31 protein-coding genes are annotated in these 26,864 nt (G+C 54.1%); 9 read left to right on the top strand and 22 right to left on the bottom strand.

Going from position 1 to position 26,864, the window contains the following annotated elements; all coding sequences use genetic code 11:
* Positions 1-53 precede the first annotated feature (53 nt).
* Positions 54-1,748, top strand: a complete 1,695-nt coding sequence (gene dgcQ / locus CSE01S_RS03095) for a cellulose biosynthesis regulator diguanylate cyclase DgcQ (RefSeq protein ID WP_042284748.1) — start codon at positions 54-56, stop codon at positions 1,746-1,748.
* Here dgcQ and CSE01S_RS03090 read toward each other — a convergent pair.
* Entirely contained in the window at positions 1,745-2,560 is an 816-nt protein-coding gene (locus CSE01S_RS03090) for a mannosyl-3-phosphoglycerate phosphatase-related protein (protein WP_042284066.1), read from the bottom strand. The genes dgcQ and CSE01S_RS03090 overlap by 4 nt on opposite strands.
* 292 nt (positions 2,561-2,852) lie before the next feature.
* A complete protein-coding gene (yodD, locus tag CSE01S_RS03085) occupies positions 2,853-3,080 on the bottom strand; it encodes a YodD family peroxide/acid resistance protein (protein WP_042284746.1) in 228 nt (75 codons plus the stop codon).
* Between the two features lie 130 nt (positions 3,081-3,210).
* Here yodD and dsrB point away from each other — a divergent pair, with 130 nt between their 5' ends.
* Entirely contained in the window at positions 3,211-3,399 is a 189-nt protein-coding gene (gene dsrB / locus CSE01S_RS03080) for a protein DsrB (RefSeq protein WP_042284063.1), read from the top strand.
* Between the two features lie 54 nt (positions 3,400-3,453).
* On the opposite strand, the gene rcsA is transcribed toward dsrB, so the two are convergent.
* The 14 genes from rcsA to fliF all read right to left on the bottom strand — a co-directional run bounded on the left by rcsA (position 3,454) and on the right by fliF (position 14,951).
* Entirely contained in the window at positions 3,454-4,077 is a 624-nt protein-coding gene (rcsA, locus tag CSE01S_RS03075) for a transcriptional regulator RcsA (RefSeq protein ID WP_042284059.1), read from the bottom strand.
* Between the two features lie 279 nt (positions 4,078-4,356).
* A complete protein-coding gene (gene fliR / locus CSE01S_RS03070; protein WP_042284056.1) occupies positions 4,357-5,151 on the bottom strand; it encodes a flagellar biosynthetic protein FliR in 795 nt (264 codons plus the stop codon).
* 5 nt (positions 5,152-5,156) lie between these two features.
* Positions 5,157-5,426, bottom strand: a complete 270-nt coding sequence (fliQ, locus tag CSE01S_RS03065) for a flagellar biosynthesis protein FliQ (protein WP_042284053.1) — start codon at positions 5,424-5,426, stop codon at positions 5,157-5,159.
* Positions 5,427-5,435: 9 nt separating this feature from the next.
* Positions 5,436-6,173 carry a flagellar type III secretion system pore protein FliP gene (gene fliP, locus CSE01S_RS03060; RefSeq protein WP_042284050.1) on the bottom strand — a complete coding sequence of 246 codons (738 nt, stop codon included), beginning with the start codon at positions 6,171-6,173 and terminating at the stop codon, positions 5,436-5,438.
* A complete protein-coding gene (gene fliO / locus CSE01S_RS03055) occupies positions 6,173-6,547 on the bottom strand; it encodes a flagellar biosynthetic protein FliO (RefSeq protein ID WP_042284048.1) in 375 nt (124 codons plus the stop codon). Before fliO ends, fliP begins: the two co-directional genes overlap by 1 nt.
* Before the next feature lie 2 nt (positions 6,548-6,549).
* A complete protein-coding gene (gene fliN, locus CSE01S_RS03050) occupies positions 6,550-6,963 on the bottom strand; it encodes a flagellar motor switch protein FliN (protein WP_042284046.1) in 414 nt (137 codons plus the stop codon).
* Positions 6,960-7,964, bottom strand: coding sequence for a flagellar motor switch protein FliM (fliM, locus tag CSE01S_RS03045; protein WP_042284043.1), 1,005 nt, complete (start codon positions 7,962-7,964; stop codon positions 6,960-6,962). Before fliM ends, fliN begins: the two co-directional genes overlap by 4 nt.
* Positions 7,965-7,968: 4 nt before the next feature.
* Positions 7,969-8,433 carry a flagellar basal body-associated protein FliL gene (gene fliL / locus CSE01S_RS03040; RefSeq protein ID WP_042284042.1) on the bottom strand — a complete coding sequence of 155 codons (465 nt, stop codon included), beginning with the start codon at positions 8,431-8,433 and terminating at the stop codon, positions 7,969-7,971.
* Positions 8,434-8,537: 104 nt separating this feature from the next.
* On the bottom strand, positions 8,538-9,746 hold the full coding sequence (fliK, locus tag CSE01S_RS03035) for a flagellar hook length control protein FliK (protein WP_042284041.1): 1,209 nt from the start codon (positions 9,744-9,746) through the stop codon (positions 8,538-8,540).
* Positions 9,743-10,186 carry a flagellar export protein FliJ gene (gene fliJ, locus CSE01S_RS03030; RefSeq protein ID WP_042284040.1) on the bottom strand — a complete coding sequence of 148 codons (444 nt, stop codon included), beginning with the start codon at positions 10,184-10,186 and terminating at the stop codon, positions 9,743-9,745. The genes fliK and fliJ overlap by 4 nt, the downstream gene beginning before the upstream one ends.
* A gap of 21 nt (positions 10,187-10,207) precedes the next feature.
* The gene (gene fliI / locus CSE01S_RS03025) at positions 10,208-11,578 is read right to left on the bottom strand and encodes a flagellar protein export ATPase FliI (RefSeq protein WP_042284039.1); all 1,371 of its coding nucleotides are present in this window, start codon (positions 11,576-11,578) and stop codon (positions 10,208-10,210) included.
* Entirely contained in the window at positions 11,578-12,285 is a 708-nt protein-coding gene (gene fliH / locus CSE01S_RS03020) for a flagellar assembly protein FliH (protein ID WP_042284038.1), read from the bottom strand. Before fliH ends, fliI begins: the two co-directional genes overlap by 1 nt.
* Positions 12,278-13,276 carry a flagellar motor switch protein FliG gene (fliG, locus tag CSE01S_RS03015; protein ID WP_042284037.1) on the bottom strand — a complete coding sequence of 333 codons (999 nt, stop codon included), beginning with the start codon at positions 13,274-13,276 and terminating at the stop codon, positions 12,278-12,280. Before fliG ends, fliH begins: the two co-directional genes overlap by 8 nt.
* The gene (fliF, locus tag CSE01S_RS03010; RefSeq protein ID WP_042284036.1) at positions 13,269-14,951 is read right to left on the bottom strand and encodes a flagellar basal-body MS-ring/collar protein FliF; all 1,683 of its coding nucleotides are present in this window, start codon (positions 14,949-14,951) and stop codon (positions 13,269-13,271) included. Before fliF ends, fliG begins: the two co-directional genes overlap by 8 nt.
* Before the next feature lie 216 nt (positions 14,952-15,167).
* Between fliF and fliE the strand changes: the two genes are divergently transcribed.
* Positions 15,168-15,482, top strand: coding sequence for a flagellar hook-basal body complex protein FliE (fliE, locus tag CSE01S_RS03005; protein WP_042284034.1), 315 nt, complete (start codon positions 15,168-15,170; stop codon positions 15,480-15,482).
* Positions 15,483-15,549: 67 nt separating this feature from the next.
* Here the strand turns inward: fliE and yedF are convergent, their stop codons facing one another.
* A complete protein-coding gene (gene yedF, locus CSE01S_RS03000) occupies positions 15,550-15,783 on the bottom strand; it encodes a sulfurtransferase-like selenium metabolism protein YedF (RefSeq protein ID WP_000790504.1) in 234 nt (77 codons plus the stop codon).
* Positions 15,780-16,985 (bottom strand): selenium metabolism membrane protein YedE/FdhT, encoded by a 1,206-nt coding sequence (gene yedE / locus CSE01S_RS02995; protein ID WP_042284032.1) that lies wholly within the window; start codon positions 16,983-16,985, stop codon positions 15,780-15,782. The genes yedF and yedE overlap by 4 nt, the downstream gene beginning before the upstream one ends.
* A gap of 185 nt (positions 16,986-17,170) precedes the next feature.
* Here yedE and yedD point away from each other — a divergent pair, with 185 nt between their 5' ends.
* Complete coding sequence (yedD, locus tag CSE01S_RS02990) at positions 17,171-17,584, top strand: lipoprotein YedD (RefSeq protein WP_042284030.1); 414 nt, start codon at positions 17,171-17,173, stop codon at positions 17,582-17,584.
* 35 nt (positions 17,585-17,619) lie between these two features.
* On the opposite strand, the gene amyA is transcribed toward yedD, so the two are convergent.
* The 4 genes from amyA to fliD form a co-directional block, all read right to left on the bottom strand.
* Complete coding sequence (gene amyA, locus CSE01S_RS02985) at positions 17,620-19,107, bottom strand: alpha-amylase (protein WP_042284026.1); 1,488 nt, start codon at positions 19,105-19,107, stop codon at positions 17,620-17,622.
* A 67-nt stretch (positions 19,108-19,174) separates the two neighbouring features.
* Positions 19,175-19,546 (bottom strand): flagella biosynthesis regulatory protein FliT, encoded by a 372-nt coding sequence (gene fliT, locus CSE01S_RS02980; protein ID WP_042284024.1) that lies wholly within the window; start codon positions 19,544-19,546, stop codon positions 19,175-19,177.
* Positions 19,546-19,953 carry a flagellar export chaperone FliS gene (fliS, locus tag CSE01S_RS02975; protein WP_042284021.1) on the bottom strand — a complete coding sequence of 136 codons (408 nt, stop codon included), beginning with the start codon at positions 19,951-19,953 and terminating at the stop codon, positions 19,546-19,548. The genes fliT and fliS overlap by 1 nt, the downstream gene beginning before the upstream one ends.
* A gap of 15 nt (positions 19,954-19,968) precedes the next feature.
* Positions 19,969-21,372, bottom strand: a complete 1,404-nt coding sequence (gene fliD, locus CSE01S_RS02970; protein WP_042284017.1) for a flagellar filament capping protein FliD — start codon at positions 21,370-21,372, stop codon at positions 19,969-19,971.
* A gap of 255 nt (positions 21,373-21,627) precedes the next feature.
* Here fliD and CSE01S_RS02965 point away from each other — a divergent pair, with 255 nt between their 5' ends.
* From CSE01S_RS02965 to tcyJ, 5 genes are all read left to right on the top strand, one after another.
* Positions 21,628-23,124: a FliC/FljB family flagellin gene (locus tag CSE01S_RS02965; protein ID WP_042284015.1), complete on the top strand. Its 1,497-nt coding sequence runs from the start codon at positions 21,628-21,630 to the stop codon at positions 23,122-23,124.
* Positions 23,125-23,202: 78 nt separating this feature from the next.
* A complete protein-coding gene (gene fliB, locus CSE01S_RS02960; RefSeq protein WP_042284012.1) occupies positions 23,203-24,408 on the top strand; it encodes a flagellin lysine-N-methylase in 1,206 nt (401 codons plus the stop codon).
* 191 nt (positions 24,409-24,599) lie between these two features.
* The gene (gene fliA, locus CSE01S_RS02955; protein ID WP_012906204.1) at positions 24,600-25,319 is read left to right on the top strand and encodes an RNA polymerase sigma factor FliA; all 720 of its coding nucleotides are present in this window, start codon (positions 24,600-24,602) and stop codon (positions 25,317-25,319) included.
* Between the two features lie 59 nt (positions 25,320-25,378).
* Entirely contained in the window at positions 25,379-25,930 is a 552-nt protein-coding gene (gene fliZ, locus CSE01S_RS02950) for a flagella biosynthesis regulatory protein FliZ (protein WP_042284009.1), read from the top strand.
* An 87-nt stretch (positions 25,931-26,017) separates the two neighbouring features.
* Complete coding sequence (gene tcyJ, locus CSE01S_RS02945) at positions 26,018-26,818, top strand: cystine ABC transporter substrate-binding protein (protein WP_042284006.1); 801 nt, start codon at positions 26,018-26,020, stop codon at positions 26,816-26,818.
* Positions 26,819-26,864: the final 46 nt, after the last annotated feature.

The following is a 26,864-nucleotide window of genomic DNA, read 5'->3' as shown; positions in this document are numbered from 1 at the left end:
GTACTGAATTATGCCAGGATTAGGAAAGCAATTGCGAGTAGGGAGTGGTCAGCGTGCCGCACGAAACAACGATCGAAAACTGGGGCTGGCTGAAAATGTTAGCGCGGAGATTCGGGCCCGGTCACGTCGTCAACCTCTGTTTTCTGATCGTGATGATTTTTTCCACTCTGCTGACCTGGCGGGAAGTGGTCGTACTGGAAGAAGCCTATATTTCCAGCCAGCGCAATCACCTGGAGAATGTCGCCAACGGGCTGGATAAGCAACTGCAGTATAACGTCGATAAACTGCTTTTTCTGCGTAACGGTATGCAGGAAGCGCTGGCAATGCCGCTTGACTTTCCCGCGCTCCGGGACGCCGTCTCTCGTTTCGAACAGCAAAGGGATTCGCGATTCTGGCAGCTTGAACTGGATAAGCGTCGAACCTTGCCGCTGAACGGCGTGTCTGACTCTTTTGTTAACCAAACCCACATTCTTTCCCGTGACAGCGACTCGCTGGATAATGAGCTGACCGCCGCGCTGGAGGTGGGGTATTTGTTGCGTTTAGCCCAGACCCGTTCTTCACTGACGCAGCAGGCGATGTACGTCTCCCGCGCCGGGTTTTATGTTTCCACCCAACCCTCCGCCCTCTCCAGCGAAATTACCGCCCGTTATTATGATTATGTCATCCAGCCGTGGTTTAAAGAGCAGTCGCAGCGGCAGAACCGGATGCGCGGGGTACGCTGGTACACCGGCCAGACCACGCAGTTGCGCGATGAGCTGCAACGGGTCACCGTCAGCGTTCCGCTGGATAACGGTCAGTACTGGTATGGCGTGCTGGCGATGACGATCCCCGTCTCCTCGGTGGAACGGTTTATGGAAGACGCCATCGACAAGGATGTGGAAGGGGAATACCAGCTGTATGACAGTAAATTGAAGATGCTGGCGGCATCGACGCCGGCATTGCGCAACATCAACACCTTTGACGCGCGTGAGCAGGCGACGCTTGCCCACGAGATTGAACAGGACACCGAAGGCGGCTTGCGAATGAGAAGTCGCTACATCAGCTGGCAGCGGCTGGACCACTTCGACGGCGTGCTGGTCCGCGTTCATACGCTCAGTGAAGGGGTACAGGGAGACTTCGGCAGTATCAGTATTGCGCTGGCCCTGCTGTGGGCGCTGTTTACCAGTATGTTAATCATCTCGTGGATTGTCATCCGCCACATGGTGAGCAACATGTTTGTGTTGCAAAGCTCGCTACAGTGGCAGGCCTGGCACGACACGCTAACCCGTTTGTACAACCGTGGCGCATTGTTTGAAAAAGCCCGCCAACTGGTACAGCGCTGCCGGGCGCAAAAGCAGTCGCTGTCGGTGATTCAAATCGATCTTGATCACTTTAAAAGCATTAACGACCGCTTTGGCCACCAGGCGGGCGATCGGGTGTTGGCTCACGCCGCGAGCTTAATCAGCGGCACTCTGCGGGCGAACGACGTCGCCGGGCGCGTCGGGGGAGAGGAGTTCTGCGTGGTACTCCCGGACACGACGCTGGCGCAGGCGGAACGTATCGCAGAGCGGATCCGCCTGCGCCTGAATGAAAAAGAGCTACTGATAGCGAAAAGCACCACGCTGCGGATCAGCGCCTCGCTGGGGGTGAGTGGCACGCAGGAAACCCATGAATACGATTTTGAACAGCTGCAGTCGCTGGCCGATCGCAGGTTATACCTGGCGAAACAGGCTGGCCGCAACCGTGTTTGTGCGAGCGAGAGGGGCTAGTCAGGGGTAAACAGATGCGACATGCCTTCACTCCAGCCTGCCGGACCTTCTGAACGGGTGCGGTAGACGTAGGGCGAAGCCTGATCGGGTAACACCACCCCTTCGCGGCTCAGTCCTTTCACCACCACGGCATAATTCATGACCTTAAGCAGCGGCGCATCGTTTGGGCCATCACCCAGGCCGACAGTAACAGGGCGTTGCCCCCACTGGCGCTGATAACGTGCGATTAACCCGTTTGCCGCCTGATCTTTTCCCGCGCTGGCGTCAAGTACGTGCCAGAAGCGTGCGCCGTGAACAAACTGCAACCCCAACGCGTTTAGCTGTTGGCTGAACGCGGCCATGCGCGCATCGCTGTCACGCCAGATCAGGGTGACAGAGGCTTCATGCAGGCGGCTTAAGCTGGCCTGGGCGTGAGGCAGGCCTGTCCATTCGCTAATGGTCGCCTCATCGACATCGTCGAAGGTTGTGAATTTATACTGTCCTTTTTCGCGAAGCTTATTGAGCACCGCGCTAACTTCATCGTGCGGCACGCCGCTCATCAGACGCGGAGAGTCAGATTCAGTTTGCCAGCGACTGTCATATTCAATGACGGCGCCGCTTTCGGCAATCAGCGGAAGGCCGTGCAGATTGAGTGATTTCTGGATGTAAAGCATTTCTGCGGCGGTTTTGCTGCTACATAGAATGACGGGAATCTCGTGCTCACGCAGACGGGCGAGCCAGCCAGCGGCAGGTTGCCAGTCATAGGATTGATTGTCCAGTAACGTGCCATCCAGATCGGTAAAAACCAGCACCGGATCGTTCAGTGAAAGCATAATGATTTCCCGTGTTGTAAAAAGCTATTACCAGGAAAAATCCTAAAGCCAGGAGGCGTAGTCCACGCTGAAGACGGGATCGGTCCCGTCGCCATGAGGCCTGCAGCTGTGTTCACCTTAACCATTAGTAGTATTAATCATTCATCGCAAAAATATTTGCTTGTCATACAAAAAAATTGCAGATAAGGTTTAACGCACATCAGATTTCCTGGTGTAACGAATTTTCAAGTGCTTCTTGCATAAGCAAGTTTCATCCCGACCCAACTGGGTCGGGATTTTTTTCCTCTGCGGGTTAGCGGTTGATTTCCGTCACGCTGAAATCGTGTATATCCAGCTCAAAGGCTTCCGCTAATTCATGCCATGTATGGTATTCACGCCCATCAACGCTGACCTTTTCCGGATCGCTTCCACTGCGATGAATTTCGCTCTCACTGATTTCATTGATTGCGGCCAGCAGCGCGTCGACATCGACGCTGACTTCGCGTTTCGCGGTATCGCTGTAGTCTTTTGCGGTCTTCATCATTAACCTCTCCCGTTAGCGTGCTTCAGCCTAAGTATAGACCGTTGAGAAAAGCCGCAATCGCGCCGGGTGAACGCTGTCAGGAATGGATTTTTGTTCTACACTGGCACAAAGCCACAGGAGGAGAAAAATGAACGTAAATGATCGGGTTACAGTCAAGACGGATGGCGGTCCTCGTCGTCCTGGCGTGGTACTGGCGGTAGAGGAGTTTAACGAAGGCACAATGTACCTGGTATCGCTGGAAGACTACCCGCTCGGCATCTGGTTCTTCAATGAGTCGGGGCACCAGGACGGCATTTTTGTGGAAAAGGCGGAATAGGGCGGCAACGGGGTTGTTATCCCGGCTGGTGGATGCCCCACCAGTCGGGAGGTCTTAGCGCATGTTAACAAATATGCCGTTGGTCACGTTATCGGTCAGGCGAACAACATGATAGATAACTTGTTTGTTATGCGTTTTTATCTTTCGTTTTATATTCCCCTTATGGGAGGAGACGGTTTTCGCTTTGATGTTCATCCGATCCGAAATTTGAATCGTTCCTTGTCCTTCCATCCACATGCGTAACATGCTTGATTCCGTTCGACTTAACGATAACGTTGGTAAATTTATTACGCTGGCAGTGTCGGTCTCTTTTTTCAGAATATCGCCAAGAAGATCGTCCAGTGATTGGGGTTTTATAGATTTAGAACTGATCAATAAGTTTTTTCTGACTAATAAATATTCATCAAAATGGACATTAGCAATGGCCATGAAAACAATAAATAACGTATTGGGATGCTGATTAATGATTTGCTTTATATGTTGACTGTCGTCAGGATCGTGGATGAAACAGTCCTCATTAATAAACACCACAGAAGGTCGGTGGGTCTCACACGCGATGTCGAGTTCGTCAACGGTCTCGATGTCGTTGATTTCCCTTTTTTTCACCCCTCTGCTTACAAGATACCCGGTCAAACCCAGCCGGGTGTAACTGCATAAATCCATAATAATCGTTGACATGGCATACCCTCACTCAATGCGTAACGATAATTCCCCTTACCCGAATATCTCATCACAACTTAACGGAACGTAACTTTCACCCAACGAGACGCTAATGCGATTTCCAGGCGGACTTACTATCCCGTAAAGTTACGTATAATTTGCCTGGAATTGTCTTAAAGTAAAGTAAATGTTGCGTTATGTGAGTGAGATAAAAACAAATAACGCGCGTCAGAGTTATCCTGGTAGATGTTTTTGACGGGTCAATTTAGGATAATCCTTAGAATAACTGGATAAACATTATGGAATATTATTCGCGGGTAATTCACTAACGATATCAGCTAATAAATTGAAAATTTCACTAAATAAATGTTCGCAAAAAGGGGCGATAAGCGGCATTAAGGCCGCAATTAATGTCATACCGACCGTTAACGTTAACGGGAAACCAATAACAAATACTGATAGCTGAGGCGCCATTCGATTCAATAATCCTAGCGCCAGGTTCAGCGTTAATAACATCGTGATCACCGGCAGCGCCAGCATTAAGCCGTTCAGAAAGATCAGACCGCCCGCTCTGGCAAGCGCCAGAAACGCATTGCTGTTAACCGGATTGCCGCCGATGGGCAGGGTATGGAACGTATCGACCAGCAGTGAAATCAGCCACAGATGACCGTTAAACGTTAAAAACAGCAGCATCGCCAGCATATCAATGATGCGGGCCAGCACCGGCATGTTGAGATGACTGCCTGGATCGACAAAGGTGGCGAAGGACAAACCCATTTGCAGACCAATGATCTCCCCGGCAGTCCGCACCGCCGCGAAGGCAAACTGCATGGTAAAGCCCAGCGCGATGCCGATCAGAATTTGTTGCATCGCTATCCATAAGGCGTCAAACGAAAAAATCGGCACGTTATGCGTTGGAAGCGACGGCGCGATCACCACGGTAATGAGGAGCCCCAGACCCAGCTTAATCCGTTTTGGGATCGCGCGTTCGCTGAGTATGGGGGCGGTAGAGATCAGCGCCAGCACGCGCAGCAGCGGCCAAAAATACAGGTTAAGCCACTGAAGCCATTGATCGCTGGTTACCTGCAGCATCCTTGTTATCCAATAATATATGGCAGGTTAGTGAACAGCGTACGCACGTAATCCAGCAGCAGATTCAGCATCCAGGGGCCAGCGATAATGATGGCGGCAAACACCGCCACAATTTTCGGGATAAACGACAGCGTCATTTCGTTAATCTGCGTGGCGGCCTGCAATATGCTGATGATCAGACCCGTCACCAGCGCGACCAGCAGCAGCGGGGCAGCAAGCGCCAGGGCAACCTTCATCGCCTCGGTGCCAATCATCATGACCGATTCAGGTGTCATTTCTGGCCTCTAACTGTAAAAGCTTTGCGCAAGCGAGCCGACCAGCAGTTGCCAGCCGTCGACCAGCACAAACAACATGAGTTTAAACGGCAGGGCGATAGTGGCAGGCGGAACCATCATCATCCCGAGCGCCATCAGCACGCTGGCGATAACCAGATCGATGATCAAAAATGGAATGAAAATGGTAAAGCCGATCTGAAAAGCGGTTTTCAGCTCGCTGGTGACATAAGCGGGCAGCAGAATACGCATCGGAACCGCTTCCGGTCCCTGTAACGGCCCGCTGTTCGCCAGACGCGCAAACAGGGCGAGATCGGCTTCGCGGGTCTGGCGCATCATAAACTCGCGCAGCGGCTGCGCCCCTTTTTCCAGCGCTTCCTGCATGGATATTTTTTCTTCGCTGAACGGCTGATAGGCGTCAACGTAGATTTTATCGATCACTGGCGACATGATGAAAAAGGTCAGAAACAGCGCCAGCCCGAGCAGAACCTGGTTGGGTGGGGCAGACGGCGTGCCGAGCGCGTTACGCAGCAGACCGAAAACGATGATGATGCGGGTAAAGCTGGTCATCATCAGCAAAATCGCCGGAATAAAGGTCAGTGAGGTGATAAACACCAGCGTCTGAACGGAAAGCGACCAGCTCTGGCCGCCGCCGGGCAACGGCTGAGTGACCAGACCGGGCAGTTGCGCCAGCGCGGCTGGGCTGAAAAGCCATAAACCGGCAAGCGTAAGGGACAACAAACGGCGCATCAGGATCTCCCGGAACGCTTTAACAAATTCGCCATCAGGCTGTGAAAGTTTTCAGGCGTGGAAGAGGTCTCTTCAGGCACGACGGGGGACGGCGGCAGGGTGTGCAGCACGTTGATGTGTGATGCGGTGACGCCGAGCACCAGACGCGCGTCCTCTACGTCGACAATCACCACCCGCTCACGAGGACCCAGTGAGGTGCTGGCCGACACTTTCAGCCCGCGCGTGTTGCCGCTTTTGGGCGCAAGGCCCAGACGTTTAATGACCCAGGCGGCCGCCAGAATCAGCACAATAATTCCCAGCAACGCGCCGCTGACCTGAAGCAAAGGGGAGCCGGGAACCGCGGAGGGCTGTTGAACGGAAGCCTGGGTTTGCATGTTTAGCGGCTCAGGCGACGCATACGTTCAGACGGCGTAATGATGTCGGTAATGCGCACGCCGTACTTGTCGGCGACGACCACAACTTCGCCCTGGGCGATCAGATAACCGTTGATCAGAATGTCCAGCGGCTCGCCTGCCAGACCGTCCAGCGCGACCACGGAACCTTGCGTCAGGCGCAACAGTTCTTTGATGGTCATACGTGTGCGGCCTAATTCCACGGTCAGTTTAACCGGGATATCCATTATCAGATCGATATCCTGCAGCGTGCCGCTGACGTCGCCACCGCCTAGCTGCTGGAATACCGCGTCCGCCGGGCTTTTCGCCGTCGTCGTTTTTTGCTCGTTTAACGCGTCAGCCCACAGATCGTCCAATGCGCCAGTGTTCTCATCAGACGGATTATTCATGTCACTCATTTGGGCTGTTCCTCATTCAGCGAATTCAAAATCGGGTTAATCAGATGTTCTACGCGTAACGCGTACTGACCGTTAACGGTGCCATACTGGCTGGTCAGGACAGGCACACCGTCCACATGAGCAATAATGCGGTCTGGTTTTTCAATCGGCAGCACATCGCCGGGTTGCAGTTTTAAAATCTGCGAAAGACGCAGCGGAATATCGGCGAAATTCGCTACCAGCTCCAGCTCGGAATGCTGAACCTGACGCACCAGGTTGTCGCGCCAGTTCTGATCCTCATGGCGGGAGTTTTCCAGCGGCGGGTTGACCAACAGTTCGCGCAGCGGTTCGATCATGCTGAACGGCAGGCAGATGTTGAATTCGCCGGTCAGGTTGCCAATTTCGACGTGGAACGGCGTGTTCACCACGATATCGTTCGGTGAGGTGGTGATATTGGTAAACTTCACCTGCATCTCGGAACGTACATACTCGACTTCCAGCGGATTAATCGCTTTCCACGCGTCGCTGTAGCCTTCAAGCGCCAGCTTCAGCATGCGGTTGATCACCCGCTGCTCGGTATGCGTGAACTCACGGCCTTCCACTTTGGTCGGGAAACGACCGTCGCCGCCGAACAGGTTATCGACGGCGATAAACACCAGACTCGGCGAAAAAACCACCAGGCCCGTTCCACGCAGCGGCTTCAGGTGGATCAGGTTGAGGTTGGTGGGCACCGGCAGGTTGCGCGCAAATTCATGGTACGGCTGAATGCGGATCGCCCCGACGGTAATATCCGGGCTACGTCGCAGCAGGTTAAACAGCCCCATCCGGAACTGGCGCGCGAAACGCTCGTTGATGATCTCCAGCGCCTGAAGACGCTCGCGTACCACGCGACGCTGGGTATTCGGATCGTAGGGACGAATATCGCTTTCACCCGCGATCCCTGCTTTCGGTTCGTCTTTCGTTTCGCTGTCGCCGTTGAGCAGCGCATCGATTTCAGCCTGAGAGAGAATACTGTCGCCCATGTCGTTACCGCAGAATGAAAGCTGTGTACAGCACGTCGGTCACGTCCTGTTTAGGTTGTCCGGCAACAAGCGGAGGGGAAAGCGTCTCTTTAATCGCCGCGATCAGCTTTTGTTTACCGTCTTCGGTAGACAGCACTGCGGCATCCTGACGTGAGAACAGCAGCAGCAGGCGGCTACGGACTTCCGGTAAATATTCGTTAAGACGCGCGCGCGTCGCCTCATCTTTCAGACGCAGCGTCACGCCGATATACAACACGCGATCGGCATCACCGAGATTCACCGTAAAGGTGTCGAGGGCAAAAAAGACCGGCGCAGGCGGAGGCGGCGGTTCGTTCGCCGCGGTTGTCGGCTTCTGCTGCATACGCCAATAGCTATAACCCGCGGTGGCGCAGGCGGCGAGGGTAATGATTACCAGCAGTGGGATCCAAATTGAGCGTTTGCTCTTTTTGTTAAGTGCGGAATCAGTCATCTGATACGGGCTTCCTGTTTCGGTACAGCTTATGGGCTGATTATCCCGTGTCCTGACCACGGCAAAGCGTGGAAAAGACGCGGATAATCGTGCTACCTCTGGCGTTAGGCGAAGATATCGACGGCGCCATTACCGCGCGCGGCAGACTGCAGCGAGGCCGGAACCGCCAGTTCGCTCTCATCATCGCCCAGCGCCAGCGCCTGTCCCGGTGTACGAGATGCATGCTGCTGCGAGGAAGAGTGATGCTGACCGGCAAAGCTTTCGCTGCTGATGTTGCTTTGGCCCAGTTGGATCCCGCTTTCCGCCAGTTGGGTGCGCAGAACCGGCAGGGCGGCTTCCAGCGCGGCGCGAACGTGGCTGTGCGCGGAAACCATCTGCAACTGCGCGTGGTTATCATCCAGCTTAAGCGAGATCTGCACCTGACCCAGATCTTCAGGATGCAAACGTAACTCCGCGCTCTGCTGACCCTGGCGGGTGAACAGCGTGATGTGCTGGCTCAGCGATTGCTGCCATTCATGGCTGCCGAGCGGGGCGCTCAGCACTGGCGCGGGGCTGCCAGGCTGCGCTGCTTGCGGGGTGGATGGCGCGTTGGCGCTCATTGCCAGACCCGGCGCGACGGGCGTCGGCGTGCTCTCTGCGTCAACATGAGCCGTTGCGCCATCCGTTACGACTGGCGCGGCAACCGTCTGGCTTTTGGCGTTATCCGCCGCTATGCCCGGTAATGCAGCCTCTTTTTTAGCGTCTTTTAGCGTATCGCCATCGAAAGGCGTGGCGCCCTCTTGCGACAGAGAACGGGTATCTACCCGCAGGGATGTCCCTGGTGCGCTGAGCTGCGCATCTGTCGGGGCGGTGGTGAATCCGGGCTGGCCGGGCAGCATCGCGAACAGCGCGCTCAGGCTGGCGAGATCGTCGTCGCTGAGTGCGCTTTTCTTCTCACCTTTTTGTTCTGCCTGACTCAGGACGGCCAGCGCGCTGGTTTTCTGCGACGGCGACAGGGCCGAAAACAGCGCTCCGGCGTCGTTTAGCCCTTTGAGCGACTCATCGGTTTGCGCATCTTTGGCGGCGAGGAGCGCCGTCAACTTATCGCGCGGCAACGCGTCGCCGTCCTGCGCCAGCAGCGCTTTCTGCAGTTTGCCGCCCGCAGCCCGCAGGTCGGCAAGCGTAAGCGGCGCGCCCTGACCCTGCGTGTCGCCAGCGCCAAGCGCGCCCGCCAGCAGAGCCAGGAAATCCTGCGCAGAATCCGCCGCTTTCCCGGACGGCAAGCCGGTGGTCAGATCGGTGTCGGTGGTGACCAGTTGGGGCAAGGTGATCATTCGGGTTTCCTCATTGCTGCACGCTGAGCAAATTCATCCATTTTTTTCTGATCCAGGCGGTTTTCAGCCAGTAGCGCCGCCGCGTTTTGTCTGTCCTGCAACGTCTGCCAGGCCTGCAGGCGTTGCTTTTTTTCCCGCCAGTTGTTCAGCGCCACGTCGACCTTTTGCGTCCATTGCGTTAACTGCTGACGGTGCTGTTCAACGGCTTTTTCCAGCGTCTGAATAAACTGCTGGTAGTTGATCCAGCGATTACTGGCGATCCCCTGGCTCATGTCGTTATTCAGGTTGCTGCGATACTCATTCTGGTAGTCAATCAGCATCTTGAGTTGTTCTTCCGCCTGCTGAAATCCGCGACGCATTTCCCCTAACAGTTGGGCAGCGTCATCGACCTCTTTTTCAGCGAGATCTTTGAGTGTTGCCAGTGCACCGTGTTCTGCCATGACGCATCTCCTCCTGCGTTATCATCCCGCCGGGAAAAGTAGATCCAGCGCCTGCAGGGAATCCTCCCAGTCGGCCCGTTCAAAAATACCTTGCTGAAGAAACGCCTCCAGCTGTGGCCAGAGTGCGATCGCTTTGTCGAGCATCGGGTCGCTGCCCTTAGCGTAAGCCCCGACGCTAACGAGATCGCGGTTACGCTGGAAGCTCGACAATAACTGCTTAAACTGGCGTACTTTGGCGTAATGCTGCTCGCTAATCAGCGCCGTCATGGCGCGGCTGATGGAGGCTTCGATATCGATAGCAGGGTAGTGTCCGGCTTCCGCCAGCCGCCGCGACAGCACAATGTGTCCGTCAAGGATTGCACGCGCCGAGTCGGCAATCGGATCCTGCTGGTCGTCGCCTTCGGTCAGTACCGTATAAAACGCAGTGATCGAACCGCCGCCGTGGATACCATTGCCCGCGCGTTCCACCAGCGCAGGCAGCTTGGCGAATACCGATGGCGGATAGCCTTTGGTCGCGGGCGGTTCGCCTATAGCCAGCGCGATTTCACGCTGCGCCATCGCATAACGGGTCAGGGAGTCCATGATCAGCAGAACATGCTGACCCCGGTCGCGAAAGTCCTCTGCGATCCGGGTGGCATAGGCGGCGCCCTGCATCCGCAGTAGCGGCGACACGTCCGCCGGCGCGGCAATGACCACCGAACGCGCGCGTCCGTCTGCGCCAAGAATGTTTTCGATAAAATCTTTTACTTCGCGGCCACGTTCGCCGATTAACCCGACCACGATCACATCGGCGCGGGTATAACGCGCCATCATGCCGAGCAGCACGCTTTTACCGACGCCGGAACCGGCAAACAGGCCCATACGTTGGCCGCGTCCGACGGTTAACAGCGCGTTGATAGGACGCACGCCGGTATCCAGAACATGCTCAATCGGCGTGCGCTGTAGCGGGTTAAACGGCGCGGTGATCAGCGCGCCGGTTTCGGTGGTGTCGGGGGAGGGCAGACCATCGAGCGGCTTACCGCTGCCGTCCAGCACGCGACCCAGCAGCGCCGGACCAAGCGGTAACTGTTTGCCGCTCTGCAGTCCCTCTCCGGCAATGTTCCTGGCGTAAACGCGCGCGCCGGGCAAAATGCCTTCGACCTCTTCCAGCGGCATCAGAAACAGGCGCTGGCCGTTAAAGCCGACGACTTCACTTTCCACTTCATGGGTTTCGGTCCCTTCCTGACGTTCAATAACACAGGTGGCGCCCAGCGGAAGCTGCAGACCGGTCGCCTCCAGCACCAGTCCGGTGGCGCGCGTCAGCCGGCCATAACGGCGCACTGCCGGAAGCTGCGCCATTTTGGCTTCGAAATTATCCAGCGTCGTCAGCCAGCGGGTGAGACGGGTCGTCATCAGACAACTCCCGGCGCAGCCAGGCGGCAAAGTTCCTGCCAGCGGGTGGCGACGCTGGCATCCAGATCGCCTTCATCCGCAGAAACCTTGCAGCCGCCATGATGCAGCGTCGGATCGCCGCGCAGTCGCCAGCCGTGGAGGCTGAGGGTTGCGCCGAGCATCTCTTCCACGCGCTGTAAATCATCCGGATGCACGCGAAGCTGCGGTTTTCCGCTGAACAACGGTTCCTGCTGCAACAGGTGTTGAATTTGTTTAATCAACGCCGAGTTGTCTACGGCTGGCGTCTGTCCGATCACCTGGCGGGCGGCTTCCAGCGCCATCTGCATCAGACGTGACGCAATGACGCTGTCCAGCGCATCCAGCGTATTCTGAAACTCATTGACCAGTTGTTGCATCCGCGCGTGAAGGGGCGCCTGCTGACTGCGTGCCTGCGCCTGGCCCTGTTCCAGACCTTGCGCCAGACCCTCCTGGTAGCCCTGCTCATGACCCGCTTTGCGGCCTTCCGCAAGGCCGACGTTATACCCCTGTTCGTGCGCCTGGATCTTCAGTTGCGCCAGCTGCTGTTCAAGCTGTTGTTCCGCGCTCAGTTCCGGTTCGCCGCCGTCTTCAGACGGCAGTTCTTCGCAGTGATCCACGGGCGTAAACTCCGCCAGCGGCGGGGCGAGGTCGTCTGGCGTCCAGACTTTCCACGGCAGCGCATCAGACATAGGTATCCTCACCGCTGCCGATCACCATTTCGCCGGTTTCCGCCAGACGACGCACAATAAGCAGAATCGCTTTCTGTTCGTTCTCCACCTGCGACAGACGCACCGGACCACGGTTGGCCAGATCGTCGCGCAGGATATCGGCGGCGCGCTGGGACATGTTGCGCAGGAACTTCTCGCGCAGCGGCTGCTCCGCGCCTTTCAGGGCGATCAGCAGCGACTCGGAATCCACTTCCTGCAGCAGGCGCTGAATGCTGCGGTCGTCCACATCCACCAGGTTTTCGAACAGGAACATCTCGTCGATAATTTTTTGCGCCAGCTCGCCGTCGAATTCACGCACGGCGGTAATGACAGCCTCTTCCTGCTGCGTTTTCATCAGGTTGATGATTTCCGCCGCCGTTCTTACGCCGCCCATTTTGCTGCGTTTGAGGTTCTGGCCGTCGAGCAGACCATTGAGCACTTCGGTCAATTCCGCCAGCGCGGCAGGCTGGACGCCGCCGAAGGTGGCGATACGCAACATCACATCGTGGCGCAGGCGTTCGTCGAACAGCGCCAGAATGTCGGCGGCCTGGCCGCGTTTGAGGTGCACGAGAATGGTGGCGATAATCTGCGGGTGTTCGTCGCGGATAAGATCGGCGGCGCTTTGCGGCTCCATAAAGTTGAGCGTCTCAATGCCGCTGGCGGTATCGCGGGTTTCGAGAATATCTTCCAGCAGGCTCGCGGCGCGCTCTTCGCCCAGCGCTTTGACCAGCACGGAGCGCAGGTACTCGTTGGCGTTAATGTTGAGCGCCGCAAACTGCTCGGCCTCCTGCTCAAATTCCGCCAGCACTTCCGTAAGCTGCTGATTAGAGATTTGGCGAACGTTCGCCATCGCCGCGCTCAGGGTCTGTACTTCCCGTTGGGAGAGGTGCTTGAACACCTCCGCCGCGCGATCTTCGCCAATGGTCATCAGCAGGATGACGCTTTTATCGGTACCGGTAAGGGCATTACTCATGATCGTTACTCATCCACTGACGAATGACCAGCGCCACCACGCGCGGATCGTTATCTGACATTTCGCGAATACGTTGACTCATCACTTCCGCGCCCAGACGCTGGTTCGCGCGACGCTGCTGAGTCTGTTCATCCTTGCTGAGACGAACTTCAACGGCTTCCTGCGTTTCCTGACGCAGTTGTTCACGTTCCTGAGCGGCTTTGGCCTCCTCAGCGCGACGCGTCAACTGTGGACGCACCGCCTTACGCCAGAGGATCCAGGCAACCAGCAGCACCAGCAGCCAGCGACCCGCCGACATTAACTGTTCGATAAAGGCCTGTTGTTTCCAGAACGGCAGCTCGGCGCTGTCGTCATCGGTGGCGGTAAACGGTGAGTTAACGACGTTCAGGGTGTCGCCGCGTTTATCCGAGAAGCCCATTGCCTCGCGAGTCAGATCTTCCAGCTGTTTCATCTGTTCAGCGGTGAGCGGCAGCGGCTTGCCATCCGGCAGGGTTTTGTAATTCACGACCACCGCCACGGAAAGACGCTGGATGTCGCCGACGTTCATTTTGGTATGGCGAATGGTACGGTCGACTTCGTAGTTACTGGTTTCGTTACGCTGGGTACTGCGCGGCCCGGCGTTGGTATTGGTGGTCGTCTGCAGGGTGTTTTGCCCGTTTTGCGCATTCTGCTGATTAGCCGGCGGCGTGGTAATTGGCGCGGCGTTCGCTGGCGCAGGCTGGTTGGACAGCGCGCCCGGTACGCCGCCTGGCAGACCGGAACCGATTTGTTCGCTTTCATTCACCTGACGTGAACGCAGCACCGCCTGCGACGCGTCGCCGTTCGGACGGTACTGCTCTTCCGTCTGTTCTTTATTGGCGAAGTCCAGTTGCGCGGTCACCTGTGCGTGAACATTACCGTTACCGACGATCGGCGAGAGGATCGATTCGATGCGGCGCTGAATACGGCCTTCCACGTCGCTGGCGTATTTCAATTGCGCGTCGTTGAGGTCGCGTCCGCTGGTATTCGACTGGGTAAGCAAATGCCCGCCCTGATCGACCAGCGTCACGTTACCCGGCGGCAGCCCGGCGACAGCGCTGGAAACCAGATGCACCACCGCGCTGATTTGCCCTTCGTCCAGGGCGCGGCCCGGTTCCAGATTCACCGTGACGGAGGCGGAAGGGGATTTTTGTTCACGCACGAACAGCGACGGTTTGGGCATCGCCAGATGCACGCGGGCGCGCTTGACCGGACCGAGGGTTTCGATGGTGCGCGCCAGTTCGCCTTCCAGCGCGCGCTGGTAGTTCACCTGCTCGCTGAACTGGCTGATGCCGAATTTTTCCTGATCCAACAGTTCAAAGCCTACCGCGCCGCCTTTCGGCAGCCCCTGCTGAGCCAGACGCAGGCGCAATTCATGCACTTTATCCGCCGGAACTTCGATCGCGCCGCTGCCTTCCGTAAAACGGTAGGGGATATTCATCTGGGTTAGCTGGGTGACGATCGCGCCGCCGTCCTGATCGGACAAATTGCTGAACAACGTGCGATAGTCCGGCGACTTCGCCCAGAGCACCATCGCCACGATAATCGCGACGGCGGCGGAGCCAGCGACAATCAAAGGAATTTTAGGGTTCGCGCGCAGGCGATTAAGCCACTCGAGAGGTTTAGGTTGGGTTGCAGCCGATGCAGTCGCGTTCATCTCGCACCTCGTGACTGTTCGTGGACGGCTTTATTTGCAAAGTGGAACAAGACTCACTCCCGGGTCAGCAAAATCGAAAAATTGACGGTCTCATTATTTGTGCTTTCGTTTTTTTCTATGCGGCAAAAACCGTGGTTTTTTAGCGTTATTTAACGCCTTTATCTTATTGACAAACTGGTAATCTCTGCTGCGTAAAAAATCATCCAGAGGATTATCATGTCAGCGATACAGGGGATTGAAGGGGTCATCAGCCAACTGCAGGCGACCGCGATGGGCGCGCGTGCGCAGGAGGCTTTGCCGCAGTCGACCGTCAGTTTTGCCGGCCAACTCCACGCGGCGCTGGACCGCATCAGCGACAGACAAACCGCCGCACGCGTTCAGGCCGAAAAATTTACCCTCGGCGAGCCGGGCATCGCGCTGAACGATGTGATGACCGATATGCAAAAGGCGTCCGTGTCCATGCAGATGGGCATTCAGGTGCGTAACAAGCTGGTGGCGGCGTATCAGGAAGTCATGTCGATGCAGGTGTAGGTTTGATGCCTGGGGGTGAGAGGTGTCAGGCCGGACGGTGACGCTTGCGCCGCCATCCGGCAACGTTTTATTTTTGTATTAAATAACGGATTGTGGGACCGTCCTGCTGAATGTCCAGTACCGTGTAGCCATGGTTACGCGCATCCAGCGGGATGTTATTGATCGATTGCGGACAGTCGCTCACCACTTCCAGAATTTCCCCTTTTTTTAACTGCGGCATCGCCTCAAGCGTGGCGACGGCAGGGTAGGGGCAGGGTTCACCAACCATATCAAGACGGTAATCAGGTACGATATTTTTCATGCGGTTTCCTTAGCGGGGGTTAACCCGGCGCGACGGAAGAAACGTTTTTCCCAACCGATAATCAGCATCAGCGCGGTAAACAGCAGCAGATAAGTCACCAACAGACCGCCAAGCGGACCAAAGGTTGTGAGCAGATTAATTTTGTCCCAGTTGGTTGCCAGCGCCGGGGCGAAGTCATCCCAGTAGTACGCCAGAATTGTAGAGCCAATGACATTACCCAGCCCAACCCACCAGTAGTGCACCTGGCCTTCCACGGCGCGGTACATCCAGCCGGTTTCGCAACCGCCGGCCAGCACGATGCCAAAACCGAACAGCAGCCCGCCGATCACGGCGTTCGGGCCAGCCCACATGATCTTCGCTTCCACGCCCAACTGCACGTAGCTGAATATCCCGATTGCGCTTACCGCCATCCCAAAGATGATCGCTTTCGCCATATGGGTACGTCCGGTGATCCACAGATCGCGAAACGCCGAAGTAAAGCAAATCTGCGCGCGTTCAATCAGCAGCCCAAATCCCACGCCGAACAGCATCGCCAGACCCAGCTTCGGTTGGTTCATCGCCGTTAACAGCGCCCAGCCAATCATGCCGATAAACACCAGCATCCCTAAGCGGAAGCGGCGACGCGCCTGATCCGGCTTTTGCGTCAGCGGCGAGGCGGCGGAGACTTTTTGCATTTTGACCGGAATGCGGAAGATTGGCAGTAGCGTAAAGCGAGCGCCGAACCAGGAGCCGATGGCGGTCGCCAATGCAAAGAACCAGGCATGAAGAGAGAACTGCGGGATGCCGGTAAAGAAGGCCGCCAGATTACAGCCCATCGCCAGACGCGCGCCGAAACCGGCGATCATCCCGCCAATGATTGCCTGCATGATGCGCACCCGGCTACGTGGAATACGCAGCTTAACGTTGTTGGCCCACAGCGCGGCGGCGAAGCAGCCACCGAACATGCCGAGGATCATCATTCCGTCGATGCGCGTCAGCGGCGAGCCGTCGAGATGAATCAGCTTGTAATAGCCCCATTCTTCGGCATGGACGCCAAACAGTTGCAGGATTTGTCCGCCCCAGCGGGTAAATTCGCCGGTAACGGCCCAGAAGGTGCCGGTGATGCCAAAATAGTAAGTGGAGAGAATACCCGCCGCGATGACCGCAGGAACGGGCGTCCAGAATTTAATTAACCAGGCGTGTTTGAAGTGTTGCCATGACATGTGTTTTGCCTCTGAACTCAGAAGGTATGAAACAAGAGTGCGGATAGTACACCACAACCGTTTTTTTGCCTGGTACTATTAAGCGGTAATACCGACTGGATCAAACTTCGCCGTTCTGTGGGAAAGGCTGGCGACATCAGGGCTTTAATGCCACAATCCCCTTTTCTTCGCATGCAGGATGAATGATGAAAAAAGTAGCAATCATTGGGGCGTTACTGATGTTAGCGGGATGCGCCGAGGTGGAAAATTACCATAACGTAGTGAAAACGCCCGCGCCGGCCGGACTGGAAGGGTACTGGCAGACGAAAGGCCCGCAGCGCAGTCTGGTGAGTCCGGAAGCGATTGGCAGCCTGGTGATTACCCACGCCGGGGATACCCTCGACTGCCGTCAATGGCAGCGCGTGATTGCGCTACCGGGTAAACTGACGATGTTATCGGGTGAGTTAACCAACGTGACGGTAAACCGCGATCTTTACGCGATCGAGCGCGAAGGCAGCACGTTAGAATATGATGGAATGACCCTGCAGCGCGTCACGCGTCCCACCGCAGAGTGCGCCGCCGCGCTGGAAAAATCGCCGCTGCCGACCCCGCTGCCCTGAACCCTCCCCCGACAGGTCGCCCTGCCGGGGTATTTTTATATCGCTTCTTCTATCACCCACACGCTCACGCTGCCGCCGTTGCAGTAAAAGGTCGCTACGCCATTTGCGTCGGTTGTCACGGTTTCCTGACGATTTCCTAAAAAGTCGCGCCAGGTTTTGTTGCCGTAGTTTTCACCCAGCGTGAGCGTTTTTTCGCCGTCGTCGCCGTTCGACAGCACCACCACACAGCCGGGATCCTCTTCAGTGCCGCTGCGGCTGAAAGCGATACAGTTTGGATGGTCGAAGTAGAGTGTCTGCACGCCGTGGGCGAAACGCTGGCGCGCCAGAATAAGCTGATCGAGCTGATTAATGATCGGCATGTCGATGGGGTAGGTTCCGCCGTCGTTGCCGGTATCTTCGTAATGCGCGCCGTAGAGATCGGGATAAAAAACGGAAGGGACGCCGTTTTCCCGCAGCAGGATCAACGCATAGGCCAGCGGTTTAAACCACGGCTCGACCGGGGCTTCCAGCGCCTGCAACGGCTGGGTATCGTGGTTGGCAACCAGCGTGACGGCATGAAAAGGATCGGCCTCCACCAGCGTACCGGTAAAGATCTGGCTCATATCATAGTCGCTCCCCTGACGGGACGCTTCGTGAAATTTCATTTGCAGCGGGGCGTCAAACAGCATCGTCTTGCCGTCAACCTGATTGATGTAGTTTTGCAGCGTATCAACGTCGTGCGACCAGTATTCCGCCACGATAAACAGCGGCTTCGGCGCGACCTCCTGTACGTGCTCAATCCACTCTTTATAAAACCAGGCCGGAATATGTTTTACCGCGTCCAGCCGGAAACCGTCGCAGTGGGTTTGTTCCATCACCCAGCGCGCCCAGTATTTGATCTCCTCGGTCACGGCATGATTGCGGAAGTCGATATTTTCGCCCATCAGATAATCAAAATTGCCCATTTCGTCATCGACCTGGTCGTTCCAGCCGTCGCCGGTATAGTCGTTGACGATTTTGAAAATCCCGTCCTCGGTGGGGTTTTCAATGTGGTCGATACCGCTGAAACATTTAAAGTCCCAGATAAACTGCGAATATTGCCCGGCGCGGGCAGGGAAGGTGTAGCGGGTCCAGCCTTCGCATTCGATGATTTCGTCATCTATTTGAGTGCGGTCGTCTTCATTCACCCGCTGAACGCGAATCGGCTCTTTTTCGTCTGCGCCCATTTTATGGTTCACCACTACGTCGAGCAGAACCGCAATTTCGTTCTTTTGCAGCGCGTCGATGGCCGACAGCAGCTGCGTCTTGTCGCCATATTTGGTGGCGATCGATCCTTTTTGATCGAACTCGCCGAGATCAAATAAATCGTAACAGTCATAACCGACGGAATAGCCGCCCGATGCGCCTTTATACGCCGGGGGAAGCCAGACCATGTTTATCCCGATATCGTTAAGGCCGTCCGCGCGCGCCGCAACTTCCTGCCAGAGTTTGCCGCCGTCGGGGTAATACCAGTGGAAGAACTGCAAAAGGGTAGGATTTTTCATCTTCCGTGCTCCAGAAATCAAAAGACAACTTCTGGAGTATGGAAGATATTTTTAAACGTGGCGGGAATTATTGTGGCGCGCTGGGGGCGTCCGGCACCAGAAGCATGCCGGAAAGGCGACCGTAAGCATTGTTGAGGGACTGCTGTCGCGTGCTCTGGCCGATCAGACCGCTCAGCTCATCGAGTCTTTTTTGCAGCAATACCTTGAGGTGCTGTTCGTTATCCAGCGTTTGTTTAATGTATCCGGCAACAATATCCTGAATACTGCGCGTAATGTCCGGTGGAGTTTGCGTTTCAACGACCGTTTCAATACTTTGCAGATAGCTGACTTCCTGTTCCAGTAAAAGGTCCCATTCACCTCGCTGCGCAAGTTCGAGCAGCGACTGGCTTAGCAGCGCAATGCGCTGCCAACGGTTGATAAACTCCACGGCTGAGGTCATTAACGAGACTCCTGGGATGATGCTTTCGGTGAAATCTGTTTCCAGGCATCCGCGATGTTGCCGAGTAACCCTTCCACTTCTTCGATGGCCTGACTGTCATTGCGCAGATTAGCGAGCAGTAAGCGGCGGATCATATAGTCATAGAGATCGGAAAGATTGGCGGCGATGTCACCACCATTCTCCAGGTCCAGACCAGCCTTCAGCCCGTTATCGATGATATTGATGGCTTTGCTTACGGCTTCTCCTTTCGCGACAATTTCACCCTGTTGCATAAACAAACGCGCGCGAACTAAAGCGCTATTAGCACCCTCAAACAACATCTCAATTAACTGGTGCGGGCTGGCGCTCATCACAGCGCTTTCTACTCCAACCTGCGCGTACGCTTTAGTACCGCTCGCGGTATACATATTTACCTCGTGTTATCAGGAATTACTCATCGCCGTAAATTGCTGGCTCAGATAAGTACTGGTGTTGTTCAATTTGCTCATCATGGTATCGAGCTGGGTAAACTGGGCTTTGTAGCGTGCTACGGTTTCATCAATACTGTTGCTGACAGAAAGATATTGTTTGGTCAGGCTCTTTAGCGTGGCGTTAATATTGTCCTGGGCATTATCAATGATGCCGTCGTCGGCCAGATAACCTTTAACTTCAGTGGCGATTTTTGTAGTGATACCTGTTTCTTTGCCATCTCCGACTAACAGTTCGCGAACTGAAGCAGTATTATCTTTTAGCGATTTCGCTAATTTATCCTCATCAAGTTTGAGTTTTCCGGTTGTACCGTCCTGTGTAATGCCAATTTCAGCCATTGTCTTGAAAGTGGAATTGCTGCCACTGTTCGCAAACTGAGCGCGAATACCTGTCTGGATAGTACGTAATACGCTGTCGCCAAGAAGAGCGCCATTTTTGTCGCTTGAGGCTTCGCCCGGTTCGACTTCATTGTATTTAGTCAGGGTGCTGAAGGTATCCACCAGTGAGTTGTATGCCTCTACCCAGCTTTTGATCGCTTCAGTCGCTTTAGAATCATCTTTTGTGACGGTCACGGTAGCGTCAGTGACTTTTTTGGTCAGATTAAGTGTCAGGCCTTGCGGAGCATCGGTTACAGTATTGCTTTGACGGACAATATCAATACCGTTAACGGTAAGCTCCGCATTTTCCGCTTTGACCAATTCCTTCATGTTACCTGTGCCGGTCGTGCTGTCATAGGCAAGAAGATCATTCAGTTTGGTATCACCCTCGACAGAGATCTTCATTGTGTTGTCTGTGCCGCTTGCCGCTGTTAACACCAACTGATATTTGTCTTCAGAGACTTTAACGATACTGGCCGAAATCCCGCTGTCAGCGTCATTGATCGCATCGCGAACCGCTTCCATAGAGGTATCGCCTTTATCAAGCTTAATTTCCAGCGGTTCTTTACGTCCCGGTTGTTCAATTTTAATGGTGCGGGAAGTGACAGAGGTATCGCCTAGCTGTTCTTTCGTGGTCGCGAAAGTCGCATTGGTGGCAAGAGATTGCGCGGCGGCAAGATTCTTAACGGTAATTTTGTAAGTCCCAGGTGCAGCACCTGCCGTCGTACTGACTTTGAGATCCTCGGTGGTGCTTGAAGCCGTGGTTGCTTTAAATAAATCAGCTTTATTCAGGGCGGTATTCGCAGTCTGAAATTTTTCTAATGCGCTTTTCAGGGTGCCATAGGCCGTTAATTTCGCAGTGTTTGCGCTCTGCTGGGTAGTAATAGGGGTTAAACGTCCTTTTTCGGAGGTGGTCAGGTTAGCCAGCAGCGTGTCCAGCGGTAAGTTTGAACCGACACCCAGTGATGAAATTGAAGCCATGCCTTCTTCCTTATGATTGCAAACAGTAGATAAGCGCGTTATCGGCAATCCGGAGGCAAAGTTTAATGATAATTTCGATAAAATAATGCGCAGATTAATGGCTATTAAAGCGGGTATTTCGTGCGCTAAGAAAAAAGCAGCCTGCAACTAAAAATTTTCTAAAGTTCGAAATTCAGGTGCCGATACAAGGGTTACGGTGAGAAACCGTGGGCAACAGCCCAATAACATCAAGTTGTAATTGATAAGGAAAAGATCATGGCACAAGTCATTAATACAAACAGCCTGTCGCTGTTGACCCAGAACAACCTGAACAAATCTCAGTCCGCACTGGGCACGGCTATTGAACGTCTGTCTTCCGGCCTGCGTATCAACAGCGCGAAAGACGACGCAGCGGGTCAGGCAATTGCTAACCGCTTTACATCCAACATCAAAGGCCTGACTCAGGCTTCCCGTAACGCCAACGATGGTATCTCCATTGCGCAGACCACTGAAGGCGCGCTGAACGAAATCAACAACAACCTGCAGCGTGTGCGTGAACTGGCTGTTCAGTCCGCGAACAGCACTAACTCTCAGTCTGACCTTGACTCAATCCAGGCTGAAATCACTCAGCGTCTGAACGAAATCGACCGTGTTTCAGGTCAAACTCAGTTCAACGGCGTGAAAGTTTTGGCACAGGATAACACACTGACCATCCAGGTTGGCGCAAACGACGGCGAAACCATTGATATCGATCTGAAACAGATCAACTCTCAGACTTTGGGTCTGGATACACTGAATGTGCAGAAAGCGTATGATGTGAAATCAGAAGCGGTAACTGATACTAAAGCTATTGATATTGCAGCGCTTGACGATGCTGCGCTGAAAGCGGGTACTGGTGGTGCTGCAGGTACTCCAACCGTCAAAGGTGGTAAAGTTTACTACGATGACGCCAGTAAAAACTACTTTGTTGAAGTTGACGGTTTCACTGGTGGTGATGCAGCTAAAAATGGTTTCTATAAGGTTGACGTGGACGCTGATGGTAAAGCTACGATGGCTCCTTCTACGGCTATGGAAACAGCTAAACCGGCTGGCGCTGTAGAAGTCACTAAAACTCAAACTGCATCCCCTGCTGCGTTAAGTAATGATGTTAAAAAGTCTCTAACCGATGGTGGTGTGGATGCAGCTGATGTCGCTACTGCTCAGATGGTTAAAATGTCGTACACGGACAAAAATGGTAAAACTATTGACGGTGGATTTGCTGTTAAAGTTGGTAATGACTACTATGCAGCTACTCAGAATAAAGACGGCAGCTTCAGCGTTAACACGACGTCTTACACGGCTGCAGATGGTACCTCCAAAACTGCCCTAAACCAACTGGGTGGTGTAGATGGCAAAACCGAAGTGGTTAACATTGATGGAAAAACATACAATGCTAGCAAAGCGGCTGGCCACGACTTTAAAGCGCAGCCTGAACTTGCTGAAGCTGCAGCTAAAACTACTGAAAATCCGCTGTCCAAAATCGACGCCGCTCTGGCACAGGTTGATGCGTTGCGTTCGGATCTGGGTGCAGTACAGAACCGTTTCAACTCTGCCATTACCAACCTGGGCAATACCGTAAATAACCTGTCCGAAGCACGTAGCCGTATCGAAGACTCTGACTACGCGACCGAAGTATCCAACATGTCTCGCGCGCAGATTCTGCAGCAGGCGGGCACTTCTGTTCTGGCACAGGCCAACCAGGTTCCGCAAAACGTACTGTCTTTACTGCGTTAATCAAGCGATTAACTTAGTAAAAGGTCATACACAATTAAGGCAGCGAAAGCTGCCTTTTTTAATTCTGGAGCCTGTGCAATGAAAGAGATCACCGTCACTGAACCCTACTTTGTCACCACTTTTTCCTGCAGCGGGTCCGCTTGTCGAGATCACTGCTGTAAGGGGTGGAAAATTACGCTGGATAAGGCGACGGCCAAGAAATATGTATCCAGTAAAAACGAGACTATTCGTAAGATCGCGAAAGAAAATATTATTCTGCTCAAAAAGGATGTGAATCACTGGGGCGAGATAAAACTGCCATCAGCATTGGGTAATTGTCCTTATCTGGATGAGGAGCGTTTATGTCTGGTGCAAAAGACACTGGGTCCAAAAGCATTGAGTCGGACCTGCTCGGTGTTTCCCCGCGCCCAGCACATCTTTAAACATGAAGTCAGACATTCTCTCAGTCTTGCTTGCCCGGAAGTGACTGCCAGAATCCTCACCGATCCAGAAGCGATGGTAATTAATGACAAGAGAATGATTCAGCCACAACTTAATACAGCCCCAGAATTTCACCCTGAGCAGAAACTGCTGAATCTGTTTTGCTTGAGTATTGTCAATCATGCGGAGAGTCGACCCGAAGCTGCCTTGTATGCGCTGGTCAAATTTAACTTGATCGCGCAGAAATTTTCCCGGATTGATGACTATGCTCTTTCGGAACTTGAACAGGTTTATAATACGTTGATTTCACAGCTACAGAACGGTGAGTTAGCAAAGGAGCTACAGGGGATGAATTCTGATAGAAACATTAAAGTTTCACTGGTTTTGCAAATGCAGAATTACTTCCGTTCCCTGGCTCCCAGCCGTGGTAGCGTCATTCTCGAACAGTATATTGAATGCCTGCTTCGGGTCCTTACGATGGAAGCAGGGACGGAGTTGGGTCAAAAAGTCAGTGAAACGGAAAGTTTACTGGATAATGCGCTAAAACAGGACGAAAAATACGGCGCTTATGCTTTACGAAATTTTATTATGTATAAAATTTGGGAACATAATTTCCCGAATCAGGCAGGTACTGAGCCTTTACGTGCACTGTATATGATTGTTGCGGAATACGTTTTCATCAAATTACTCATTGCGGCCAGCGTGAGTGAGCGTGGGCGACTTGAATGGGATGACGTGATAAATATCGTTTATAGTTTCCATTCCCGCAGCCAGCACAACCTTGAAGTCGCCAGTAATTTTTATCAGCATATTGAGGCGGTACGTGCGGGTGACGATCTGTCAATGATTCATCTTTTAGCCTAACATGAACGGGGGGCACTTTTGTGCACCCCTTCCTCTAACACTTTGATCTAAAGCTTCTTTTTTTCTGCTATAAATTATCTTTGGCTACATAAGTAAAATAACCCTTCTTTTATAGCCTTATTCTCCCGATAGAACGCCCTGCAGAAACGGATAATCATGCCGATAACTCATTTAACGCAGGGCTGTTTATCGTGAATTCACTGTATACCGCTGAAGGTGTAATGGATAAACACTCGCTGTGGCAGCGTTATGTACCGCTGGTGCGTCACGAAGCGTTGCGCCTGCAGGTGCGTTTGCCCGCGAGCGTGGAACTGGACGATCTGCTACAGGCGGGCGGCATCGGGTTATTGAATGCAGTTGACCGATATGACGCTCTGCAAGGAACGGCATTTACCACTTACGCAGTGCAGCGTATTCGTGGCGCAATGCTGGATGAACTACGCAGCCGTGACTGGGTGCCGCGTAGCGTCCGGCGTAACGCCCGCGAAGTGGCGCAGGCGATGGGGCAACTGGAGCAGGAATTAGGACGCAACGCGACGGAAACGGAAGTGGCGGAGCGTCTGGGGATCCCTGTCGAAGAATACCGTCAGATGTTGCTTGATACCAATAATAGCCAGCTTTTCTCGTACGACGAATGGCGGGAAGAACATGGCGACAGTATTGAGCTGGTGACTGAAGAGCATCAGCAGGAAAACCCGTTACAGCAGCTCCTCGAGAGCAATTTGCGCCAGCGCGTGATGGATGCCATTGAAGCCCTTCCGGAGCGTGAACAACTGGTGTTGACACTCTATTACCAGGAAGAGCTGAATCTCAAAGAGATTGGCGCGGTTCTGGAAGTCGGGGAGTCGCGGGTGAGCCAGTTGCACAGTCAGGCTATCAAACGGTTACGCACTAAGCTGGGTAAGTTATAGGAGGCGACCATACTGCCTCTGCAAAATGCCGCACAACCTACTGACTACCAGGAGTTCTCATGACGGTGCAGCAATCTAAAAGACGGCCATTAAGCCGCTACCTCAAAGACTTTAAACACAGCCAGACGCATTGCGCCCATTGCCACAAATTACTCGACCGCATCACGCTGGTGCGTAAAGGGCAAATCGTCAATAAAATCGCCATATCCCGACTGGACACGCTGATGGACGAGGCTGCCTGGGAGCAGGAGCGGAAAGAGTGGGTCGCGCTGTGCCGCTTCTGCGGCGATCTGCACTGCAAAGCGCAGAGCGACTTCTTTGACATCATCGGTTTTAAGCAGTTTTTATTTGAACAAACTGAGATGAGCTACGGCACTGTGCGCGAATACGTTGTTCGCTTGCGCCGCCTCGGCAATCACCTTAGCGAGCAGAAGATTTCTCATGATCTGCTGCAGGATGGTTTTCTTGATGAAAATCTGGCGCCGTGGCTGCCGGAAACCAGTACCAACAACTACCGCATTGCGCTGCGCAAGTATGAACAGTACAAAGCGCAGGTCCACCCCGGGCAGATGCAGAAATCCTCCTTCAGAGCGACTTCTGATATATATTAAAAATGAATAAGATGTAGCAGAGTGGATTATGGCGTGACGCGTAATCGCTCTACACTACGGTCATTCATAATAACATTCGGGGTAAATATGAAATTAGCACTTCTGGGTCGTCAGGCGCTGATGGGCGTGATGGCTGTTGCACTGGTCGCTGGGATGAGCGCAAAAACGTTTGCGGATGAAGGACTGCTTAAGAAGGTCAAAGATCGCGGAACCCTACTGGTGGGGCTGGAAGGCACTTATCCGCCGTTCAGCTATCAGGGTGACGACGGTAAATTAACCGGCTTTGAAGTGGAATTTGCCGAAGAGCTGGCGAAACATCTTGGAGTGAAAGCTTCACTGAAACCGACCAAATGGGACGGGATGCTGGCCTCGCTGGATTCAAAACGCATTGACGTGGTGATCAATCAGGTGACCATCTCTGACGAGCGTAAGAAGAAATACGATTTCTCTACCCCGTATACGGTGTCCGGTATTCAGGCGCTGGTGAAAAAGGGCAATGAAGGGGCGGTCAAGACCGCGGCCGATCTGAAAGATAAGAAAGTCGGCGTCGGCCTGGGCACCAACTACGAAGAGTGGCTGCGTCAGAACGTTCAGGGCGTGGACATCCGCACCTACGATGACGATCCGACCAAATACCAGGATCTGCGCGTAGGGCGTATTGATGCGATCCTCGTCGACCGTCTGGCCGCGCTGGATCTGGTGAAGAAAACCAAAGACTCGCTGGCGGTGACTGGCGAAGCGTTCTCCCGTCAGGAAGCGGGCGTTGCGGTACGTAAAGGCAACGAAGATCTGCTGAAAGCGGTAGACGCTGCTATCGCTGAGATGCAAAAAGACGGTACGCTGAAGGCGCTTTCTGAGAAGTGGTTTGGCGCTGACGTGACGAAATAATCAGCTAAATAGCAAAAAAAGGCGCTTTAATCGGCGCCTTTTTTAT

Source organism: Citrobacter sedlakii NBRC 105722 (assembly GCF_000759835.1).
Lineage (GTDB): Bacteria > Pseudomonadota > Gammaproteobacteria > Enterobacterales > Enterobacteriaceae > Citrobacter_A > Citrobacter_A sedlakii.
Note: the sequence above shows the minus strand (reverse complement) of the source record. Positions and strands in the feature narration are given on the sequence as shown.

Bases quoted from the DNA above. Each gene is read 5' to 3' on its own strand.
- CSE01S_RS03090 (WP_042284066.1), bottom strand. From the start codon at position 2,560: ATGCTTTCACTGAACGATCCGGTGCTGGTTTTTACCGATCTGGATGGC.
- yodD (WP_042284746.1), bottom strand. From the start codon at position 3,080: ATGAAGACCGCAAAAGACTACAGCGATACCGCGAAACGCGAAGTCAGC.
- dsrB (WP_042284063.1), top strand. From the start codon at position 3,211: ATGAACGTAAATGATCGGGTTACAGTCAAGACGGATGGCGGTCCTCGT.
- rcsA (WP_042284059.1), bottom strand. From the start codon at position 4,077: ATGTCAACGATTATTATGGATTTATGCAGTTACACCCGGCTGGGTTTG.
- fliR (WP_042284056.1), bottom strand. From the start codon at position 5,151: ATGCTGCAGGTAACCAGCGATCAATGGCTTCAGTGGCTTAACCTGTAT.
- fliQ (WP_042284053.1), bottom strand. From the start codon at position 5,426: ATGACACCTGAATCGGTCATGATGATTGGCACCGAGGCGATGAAGGTT.
- fliP (WP_042284050.1), bottom strand. From the start codon at position 6,173: ATGCGCCGTTTGTTGTCCCTTACGCTTGCCGGTTTATGGCTTTTCAGC.
- fliO (WP_042284048.1), bottom strand. From the start codon at position 6,547: ATGCAAACCCAGGCTTCCGTTCAACAGCCCTCCGCGGTTCCCGGCTCC.
- fliN (WP_042284046.1), bottom strand. From the start codon at position 6,963: ATGAGTGACATGAATAATCCGTCTGATGAGAACACTGGCGCATTGGAC.
- fliM (WP_042284043.1), bottom strand. From the start codon at position 7,964: ATGGGCGACAGTATTCTCTCTCAGGCTGAAATCGATGCGCTGCTCAAC.
- fliL (WP_042284042.1), bottom strand. From the start codon at position 8,433: ATGACTGATTCCGCACTTAACAAAAAGAGCAAACGCTCAATTTGGATC.
- fliK (WP_042284041.1), bottom strand. From the start codon at position 9,746: ATGATCACCTTGCCCCAACTGGTCACCACCGACACCGATCTGACCACC.
- fliJ (WP_042284040.1), bottom strand. From the start codon at position 10,186: ATGGCAGAACACGGTGCACTGGCAACACTCAAAGATCTCGCTGAAAAA.
- fliI (WP_042284039.1), bottom strand. From the start codon at position 11,578: ATGACGACCCGTCTCACCCGCTGGCTGACGACGCTGGATAATTTCGAA.
- fliH (WP_042284038.1), bottom strand. From the start codon at position 12,285: ATGTCTGATGCGCTGCCGTGGAAAGTCTGGACGCCAGACGACCTCGCC.
- fliG (WP_042284037.1), bottom strand. From the start codon at position 13,276: ATGAGTAATGCCCTTACCGGTACCGATAAAAGCGTCATCCTGCTGATG.
- fliF (WP_042284036.1), bottom strand. From the start codon at position 14,951: ATGAACGCGACTGCATCGGCTGCAACCCAACCTAAACCTCTCGAGTGG.
- fliE (WP_042284034.1), top strand. From the start codon at position 15,168: ATGTCAGCGATACAGGGGATTGAAGGGGTCATCAGCCAACTGCAGGCG.
- yedF (WP_000790504.1), bottom strand. From the start codon at position 15,783: ATGAAAAATATCGTACCTGATTACCGTCTTGATATGGTTGGTGAACCC.
- yedE (WP_042284032.1), bottom strand. From the start codon at position 16,985: ATGTCATGGCAACACTTCAAACACGCCTGGTTAATTAAATTCTGGACG.
- yedD (WP_042284030.1), top strand. From the start codon at position 17,171: ATGAAAAAAGTAGCAATCATTGGGGCGTTACTGATGTTAGCGGGATGC.
- amyA (WP_042284026.1), bottom strand. From the start codon at position 19,107: ATGAAAAATCCTACCCTTTTGCAGTTCTTCCACTGGTATTACCCCGAC.
- fliT (WP_042284024.1), bottom strand. From the start codon at position 19,546: ATGACCTCAGCCGTGGAGTTTATCAACCGTTGGCAGCGCATTGCGCTG.
- fliS (WP_042284021.1), bottom strand. From the start codon at position 19,953: ATGTATACCGCGAGCGGTACTAAAGCGTACGCGCAGGTTGGAGTAGAA.
- fliD (WP_042284017.1), bottom strand. From the start codon at position 21,372: ATGGCTTCAATTTCATCACTGGGTGTCGGTTCAAACTTACCGCTGGAC.
- CSE01S_RS02965 (WP_042284015.1), top strand. From the start codon at position 21,628: ATGGCACAAGTCATTAATACAAACAGCCTGTCGCTGTTGACCCAGAAC.
- fliB (WP_042284012.1), top strand. From the start codon at position 23,203: ATGAAAGAGATCACCGTCACTGAACCCTACTTTGTCACCACTTTTTCC.
- fliZ (WP_042284009.1), top strand. From the start codon at position 25,379: ATGACGGTGCAGCAATCTAAAAGACGGCCATTAAGCCGCTACCTCAAA.
- tcyJ (WP_042284006.1), top strand. From the start codon at position 26,018: ATGAAATTAGCACTTCTGGGTCGTCAGGCGCTGATGGGCGTGATGGCT.